Source organism: Aquiflexum sp. (genome assembly GCF_041749095.1).
Classification (GTDB): Bacteria; Bacteroidota; Bacteroidia; order Cytophagales; family Cyclobacteriaceae; genus Aquiflexum.
This window is the reverse complement of the sequence record NZ_JBGTCA010000552.1, coordinates 1-7,012: the sequence shown is the minus strand read 5'-3', so window position 1 is coordinate 7,012 and position 7,012 is coordinate 1. Positions and strand designations below refer to the sequence as shown.

Sequence of the window (7,012 nt, the reverse complement as noted above, 5' to 3'; positions counted from 1 at the left end):
CCATCTGGCCAAATCAGCGGCTTTATATAACCTGAATTATATCAAGGGCAAAGCAAACAATGCTGGTGGGAATCTATCCTCCAAAGCCCATAAGGATCATTTGAAATTACTGATCGATAATACTTTGAAGGAAGTGAAGTAAAAAATCAACAGACTTTTATTGTAGCCTCAGGCCTGTCGGGTCTGAGGTTTTTTTGTTTGCAATCTTTGTGGGACAAAACCTGTCAGGTTTTCAAAACTCCAAATAGAAATTTTCACTCGGATCGCATATGACCCAGAATGGGTCAAATGTTTATAGCAAATGGATAGGGGAAAAGGTACGACCCCATCGGGGTCGAACAAAACGGACGCACGGAATAGACTAAAAACATGTAATCCCTTCAGGATTAATATGGAATTACTCCCGATAGCTTTAGGTGATATAAGATATAAAAATGTCTAGATACAATCTTCGCTTGTCTCCTCATAATCTGAAAGCAGGTTTAATTCCACGTATCCTTTTGCATCCTGATTTTCTATATTTTCGGGATTGGAAAGCAGCTCTTCAATTCTTTCAATAATCGCTTTATATTCTTTTTCAGTTTTGATCATGACTTATATATTTTGAATGTCTTTTATTTTGTCATATTCTGCATGGGTGCCAATAAACCTGATATTAATCTCCTATAAAAATAAAAAAAAGCCCGCCAATTTTGGCGGGCTTTTAAATTAAAGCGGATACCTCATGGTAGCAGCAATCAAATTATCCTCGGGCATATCCTCCGGGTCCGTCATATAAACTTTGCCTTTGAACTCGATTACTTTGGCAGCGGCTTCATCTACCAGGCAGTGAGATGAATCTTCCTGCTCGTCAGTGAGATTTATTTTATGGTTTTCCGCATCATATTTTCCCCAAAGGTGCTCATGGTTCTTATTGACCATTAATGTATCTACCGCACCCGTGAGTGCTGCTTTGATGATTTTGAGATTGTCGTTGCTGACAGCCAAACCTTCTGCTTTTTTTGCCTGAAAATTTTCCTTCCTCTTTTTTCTTTCCTTCAAAAAATGAGGTTCTGCGATTTCCCATGATTTTTGATGGAGCGTCATTATGTCTTTTTCCTGGAATGCCCCGCTTACATGGCCGTCCATCAAATGGTTATATTTACTGGCTTCCTTAAAAATCGGAATCAAATAATCCACACCTGCAAGGTACATAGGCAGTGGGTTTCGATATAATTGAGGCTCAAGCATATTGGTCATCCTGTGAAAATAATTGAGGATGGTGACTTTCTTCACTTCATCCGAACCTCCATCATGTCCATGATACATCGCTCCCGCATTGCCAATTCCTCCCTTTCCATGAAGTTGATCCTGATTTTCATCCTCTTCTTCTTCGGCAGTGAAGGATACCGCCACTTCTTCAGGGTCAAGTAAAACCTCCTGTATGACACTTCTTGTAGCTTCGTAAAGTCTGATCTTGTCAAGATTTAATAACAAGAGATAATAGTGACCATCATCATTCAGTTCAGGGACCATTGGCAATAATAAGGGCTTGTTTCCTATAAAATGACTGCTGTCACTGATTTCAATCGGAAGCTTGAAAAGATCCATCTCACCATTTTCTGATAGAAAACAGGCAAGCGTATCTGAGTTATTCTGCCAAAAACTGAAATTATCCAAAAGTTCCTGAGCGGGATCCAAGAGATTATTGATTTCTGAATTTGACATTTTATAGTCTTTCTCCAAGGATTTTTTCACCCCGGAAAGCTGATTTTTGAAATGGGTCATATCCTGCTTATATCCGTTAGAACTCTGCCTGGAAGTAGGTGAATAGATGGATATCATCGGATTGGCAGTTTTTTTGGAAAGTTTTATAAAATCTTCTCTATTAAAAATCTTCATAATTATTATTTAAAGGTTAAACATGTAATTTTGTTGAGACTAGTCTTCCGTCTAATAAGAATGGTGCAAAAATCATTCCTTGGTAGGGAAAATATTAACTAAATTATAATAAATATGAATTACACTGAAAATTACAAAGGGATTAAAATCGATGTTCAGGCTCCACAAGTTGACCTTCCGGAAGGTTTGCAGGCTCAGATAAGAAAATCCATAGACAAGATTTCAAGATTTACCCACGACATCAACGCGGTTGATCTATATTTTAATATTTCCGGAACTGGGAACTCTGCTGTAAGAGAATTGGGAATGAGAGTTGGCATCCCAGGTCCTGATGTATTTTCTGATGAAAAAGGAAATGACAGATGGAATACCATGCTGAGAAGTGTTACGGATAAAAATATACGTCAATTGCAAAAGGATAAATAGGAAAAATGGATTCTCGAATTCAAAATTTGATACTGATTTCTGAGAATAGATATTTGATATTTTGGTGCTTCGCTAAGGCACTCAAGTATCTAGTTTATATCCAATATCAATTTTAACTTATCTCCATACTTCAAATTACAGTATACCGATTCGGATTTTGCAAAACTTTAATTTCGACTTGTTCTCATAGTCCCTTTAGGGACGAAATATTGGTAAAAAAATAAGTATTGAAATCAGAATAGCGTGCCTTTAGGTACGGAATATATTTTGTACCTAAAGGCACAACATATTATCGATTATAGCTATGTTATTTTACCTACATTATGTCCCTAAAGGAACTTTTTGTAAGCGGGAGTTTCAAAAGGAAATAACATAAAAAAAATAGAAACTTCAGATCAAAACATCCTATAGCTTTTTATTTGATCTAAAAAGTCCACTGCACTTTGGGGATTGATAATCAGAATGAAGGCGATTCCGAACAATGCGCCATATAAATGGGCGTCATGATTGATGCCGTCAGAACCTTTTTTTGCCTGTACGAACGAGTAGATCAAAAACATGATTCCCAGCACAAATCCCGGTAAGCAAATTAATCCGAATAGGCAGATATCAGACAATGGCATCAATATGATACTTCCAAAAACTGTGGCGGCAACGCCACCTGATGCACCCAAAGCGCGGTAGAAAGAATGATCTTGATGTTTGAAATATGTCGGAATGTCTGAAATCACTATGGCAGCCACATAGAAAAGTACATAGGTTATGATCCCGAAAACTGTTCCAAACCTGTATATCAAAAACATCTCTACCACCCTTCCAAAAAAATAGAAGGTAAACATGTTGAAGAGCAGGTGGATATTGTCCTTGTGTATAAATCCCGACAATACAAACCTGTCCCATTGTCCTCTTTTTTTGATCATATAAGGTGTAAACATCCACCTGTTGAGCAGTTCAGGCTTTTTCCATGCCAGATAGGATGTCAAAGCGGTGATGGCAATCAATATGACCGTTACGGATAATTCCATTTATTGGTATTTAATAGGATCAAATAAAATTTAGGACTGAAAATGTATTTATGTTGCCCACCAGCTTGGCGTCATCCCGAGGCACGAGGGATCTCCAGAGGTTCTATATATGTCTATATTAACCATTTCCTGATCCCCATGAGATGCTTCTCTACGTTCAGCATGACGGCTGCTCCGATTAGTATGTCATCCTGAGACACGAAGGATCTCCAGAGGTTTTATAAATGTTTATTTCTCCCTATCCACTAGGTTTTGAGTAAGTTCCAAGAGTTCCTGAAAATGGTTTTGAAAAGGTACTTTTAATGAAGTGAATTCCGAAAAGCCTTTGTCAAAATACTCCTTCATTTTTGACTCAGTCAATGCTTTTATCCCTAATTCCTCATAGATAGCCGTGACCGCTGCGACTTTTTCTGCTTTATCAAATTCTTGGGCTTTAATCCAGTTTTCCAATGAAGTCTTTGTGTTTCCTTTGGCGAGTTCTTTTGCCTTAAGTAAGAGAAAGGTTTTTTTGTTGGAAATAATATCTCCACCTACCTGCTTTCCGAACTTCGCTTTATCAGCATAGACATCCAAAAGATCATCTTTCAACTGAAAACCTATTCCAATATTGACTCCAAAGTTATAAAGATGTTCGGAGTCTTCTTTGGTTGCGCCGCCTAAGATTGCGCCAAATTGTAGCGCAAAACCTATGAGTACAGCAGTTTTCAGGCGAATCATATCGATATACTCCTCCTCGGATACTATTGGGACGGTTTCGAAATTCATATCCTTCTGTTGTCCTTCACAGACCTCTGCAGCGGTTTTATTGAAAAGTCTGATACACGTAAGGAGTTTGTCGGAATCTATTCCAAGAAGCATGTCATAGGCTTTTACTAACATGACATCTCCTGAGAGAATGGAAGTATTGGCATTCCATTTTTCATGGACTGTTTGTTTTCCCCTTCGCAAAGGAGCATCGTCCATGATGTCATCGTGCATCAAAGTGAAATTGTGGAAAACCTCTACGGCCAAGGCAGGTGTTATGATTTTTTGAAAATCCTCTTTGTACAGCGAATAGGCCATCAGAGTCAGTAGGGGACGAATGCGTTTCCCTCCCAAACTCATGATGTAGGATATCGGATCGTAAAGTTCTTTGGGTGATTCTCCGTATGAAAAACCTTGGATATGACTTTCCAAGGCTTGTACTAGGTTATCGGCGCTTTTTTTGGCTTGGTTCATTATCGGCAAATTCCAGATCTATCGTTCTTCTATCAATATCCGTGGCAACTACACGGACCACAACTTTATCCCCCAAAGTGATCATTTTTTTATTTTTTGACCCAATAAGCCGCATGTTTTTTTCATCAAAATCATAATAATCATCTTTCATATCCTGAACACGGATCATTCCTTCACATTTGGTTTCTGTGATTTCCACAAAGACACCCCATTCTGTGACCCCTGCCACAATGCCTTCATAGTCTTTTTCCTCAGCAAGGGACATGAATTCCACTTGTTTGTATTTGATGGAGGCCCTTTCTGCATCTGAAGCCCTTTTCTCCCTAGTGGAGGAGTGTAGGCATTTGTCTTCCCATTCGTCCTCATTGGGGGATTTGCCGCCATCAAGGTAATGTTGCAACAATCGATGCACCATCATATCGGGATACCTTCTGATAGGAGAGGTGAAATGAGTGTAATGCTTAAATGCCAATCCAAAGTGCCCTTTAGGCTCGGTGGTATATTTGGCTTTGGCCATACTTCTGATGGCCAATTGTTCCAAAACATTCTGTTCAGGCTTGCCGACGATTTCGTCCATCAGCTTATTCAGTGCTGCTGAAATTCTAGTCCCTTCGCCCAATTTGACCTCATGGCCAAACTTTTTCGCGAAATTGGCAAATGTATCCAACCGCTCGGCATCGGGATTGTCATGAATCCTATATACAAATGTATCGTTGCCTTTGTTTTTATTGTACACAAATTCCGCAACGGTACGGTTGGCCAACAACATAAATTCCTCTATCAGTTTGTGGATGTCTTTCCGCTCTTTGACAAAAAGTCCCAAAGGTTTCCCTTTTTCATCCAATTTGAATTTGACTTCGACTGTTTCAAAATTCACAGCTCCTTTGTCAAATCTCCTCTTGCGAAGTTTCTTAGCGAGGTCATTCAAATGGGTCAGTTCCTTATAAAAGTCCCCGGATTGGTTGTCTATATTTTCCTGACCTTCTTCATAGGCAAACCTCCTGTCTGAATGCGTTACAGTTCGCCCAATCCAATGGTTCAGGACATCCGCATTTTCATCCAATTCAAAGACACAGGAAAAAGTCAACTTATCCTCATTCGGTCTCAGGGAACACAATCCGTTACTCAACCTTTCCGGCAACATAGGGATGGTTCTGTCCACTAGATAAACTGACGTGGCCCTGTCATAAGCTTCTTTTTCCAAGCCTGTTTTGGGTTGCACGTAATAGGTCACATCAGCGATGTGGACACCGATTTCAAGGTTTCCATTGTCCAGTTTTCTGTATGAAATGGCATCATCAAAATCCTTGGCATCTGCGGGGTCAATGGTGAATGTAGGTACATCCCGCATATCCCTTCTGTTTTTGATTTCAGAAGTTGGGATTTCATCCGGGATGGCATTTGCCTCTTCTTCCACGGCTTTGGGATATTCAAAAGGCAATCCAAATTCCGCCATGATGGAGTGGATTTCCACTTCGTGTTCACCGGCTTTACCTAGAACCCGGGTAATCTTCCCTGTAGGGTTTTTATCATCTTCCCGCCATTCTGTGAATTTGACTACTACCTTTTGATTGTGTTGGGCACCATTCAAGTCACCTGTATGCACAAAAATATCTTGATGCATTTTTTTAAAATCAGGTACCACAAATGCAAATCGGGGAGAGATTTCTACCCTGCCCACAAATTCGTCCCGGTTTCTTTGAACTATCTCCAAAACTTTGCCCTCAAGCCTTCCGGTTTTGCCTTTGTTTGGATAGACCATAATTCTCACCCTATCTCCATCTAGCGCTTGTTTCAGGTCAGCTTCTTTCACCAATACATCTTCCTCCAGGTCGTGTTTTGGATCCGGCTTGATAAAGGCAAACCTAGGGTTGACAAAATCAACCTCACCTTCTACAAATTCCGGTTCTTTAACGGAAGAAAAATAATTTCTCGGCGTCTTGGATACCGAACCTGCGGCGGCCAATTTATGCAAAGTCGGTTCCACACCACCTTTGGTGACGGAATCCCTGATTTCTAATTTTTTGATGATCTGTTTGGCATTGAATTCTTTGCCATAGTTGTTGTCCAAAAAATTCAGGACTTTTCTTGCCAACTGGGAGGCATCCATCACTTTCCCGCCTTTCTTCCCCTGTTGATTGTTTGATTTTCTTCCCATAAAAGGTTTATTTCCAATTGTTTAATTTCAAGCCCTTGATCTGTCGGAAATGGGCCTGGTTATTTGTTATTAATTCCATATCTGAATTTATAGCTATTCCTGCGATTAGTAAATCAGCAGTTCCTATTGTAATTCCTTTTTTTCTTAACTCTGAATAAATGTTTGCGGATGTAATTACTGATTCTTTTGAAACATTAAGAATTTCACAACGCAGAAGAAACTCTTCAAATTTCGCCATTCTTTTTTTGGCGTTTTTATAAAATAAGCCCTTATAAATTTCGTAAATAGTAAGGTTTGTAATGGT

General features: G+C 39.5%; 7 protein-coding genes. 1 reads left to right on the top strand and 6 read right to left on the bottom strand.

All coding sequences use genetic code 11. From position 1 onward, the window contains the following. Positions 1-438 precede the first annotated feature (438 nt). On the bottom strand, positions 439-591 hold the full coding sequence (locus tag ACEW8O_RS24790; RefSeq protein WP_373497319.1) for a hypothetical protein: 153 nt from the start codon (positions 589-591) through the stop codon (positions 439-441). A 117-nt stretch (positions 592-708) separates the two neighbouring features. Further along, entirely contained in the window at positions 709-1,881 is a 1,173-nt protein-coding gene (locus ACEW8O_RS24785) for a hypothetical protein (protein WP_373497318.1), read from the bottom strand. 114 nt (positions 1,882-1,995) lie between these two features. Between ACEW8O_RS24785 and ACEW8O_RS24780 the strand changes: the two genes are divergently transcribed. Continuing rightward, positions 1,996-2,307, top strand: a complete 312-nt coding sequence (locus ACEW8O_RS24780; protein ID WP_373497317.1) for an HPF/RaiA family ribosome-associated protein — start codon at positions 1,996-1,998, stop codon at positions 2,305-2,307. A 395-nt stretch (positions 2,308-2,702) separates the two neighbouring features. Here the strand turns inward: ACEW8O_RS24780 and ACEW8O_RS24775 are convergent, their stop codons facing one another. From ACEW8O_RS24775 to ACEW8O_RS24760, 4 genes are all read right to left on the bottom strand, one after another. Next, the gene (locus tag ACEW8O_RS24775) at positions 2,703-3,332 is read right to left on the bottom strand and encodes a rhomboid family intramembrane serine protease (RefSeq protein ID WP_373497316.1); all 630 of its coding nucleotides are present in this window, start codon (positions 3,330-3,332) and stop codon (positions 2,703-2,705) included. Between the two features lie 228 nt (positions 3,333-3,560). Next, entirely contained in the window at positions 3,561-4,550 is a 990-nt protein-coding gene (locus ACEW8O_RS24770; RefSeq protein ID WP_373497315.1) for a polyprenyl synthetase family protein, read from the bottom strand. Next, positions 4,522-6,708: a ribonuclease R gene (gene rnr / locus ACEW8O_RS24765; protein WP_373497314.1), complete on the bottom strand. Its 2,187-nt coding sequence runs from the start codon at positions 6,706-6,708 to the stop codon at positions 4,522-4,524. The genes ACEW8O_RS24770 and rnr overlap by 29 nt, the downstream gene beginning before the upstream one ends. Positions 6,709-6,715: 7 nt before the next feature. Beyond that, on the bottom strand, positions 6,716-7,012 hold a 297-nt coding region (locus ACEW8O_RS24760; protein ID WP_373497313.1), incomplete at its 5' end, for a PIN domain-containing protein.

Coding starts and splice junctions, on each gene's coding strand:
- ACEW8O_RS24790 (WP_373497319.1), bottom strand. CDS start 591: ATGATCAAAACTGAAAAAGAATATAAAGCGATTATTGAAAGAATTGAA.
- ACEW8O_RS24785 (WP_373497318.1), bottom strand. CDS start 1,881: ATGAAGATTTTTAATAGAGAAGATTTTATAAAACTTTCCAAAAAAACT.
- ACEW8O_RS24780 (WP_373497317.1), top strand. CDS start 1,996: ATGAATTACACTGAAAATTACAAAGGGATTAAAATCGATGTTCAGGCT.
- ACEW8O_RS24775 (WP_373497316.1), bottom strand. CDS start 3,332: ATGGAATTATCCGTAACGGTCATATTGATTGCCATCACCGCTTTGACA.
- ACEW8O_RS24770 (WP_373497315.1), bottom strand. CDS start 4,550: ATGAACCAAGCCAAAAAAAGCGCCGATAACCTAGTACAAGCCTTGGAA.
- rnr (WP_373497314.1), bottom strand. CDS start 6,708: ATGGGAAGAAAATCAAACAATCAACAGGGGAAGAAAGGCGGGAAAGTG.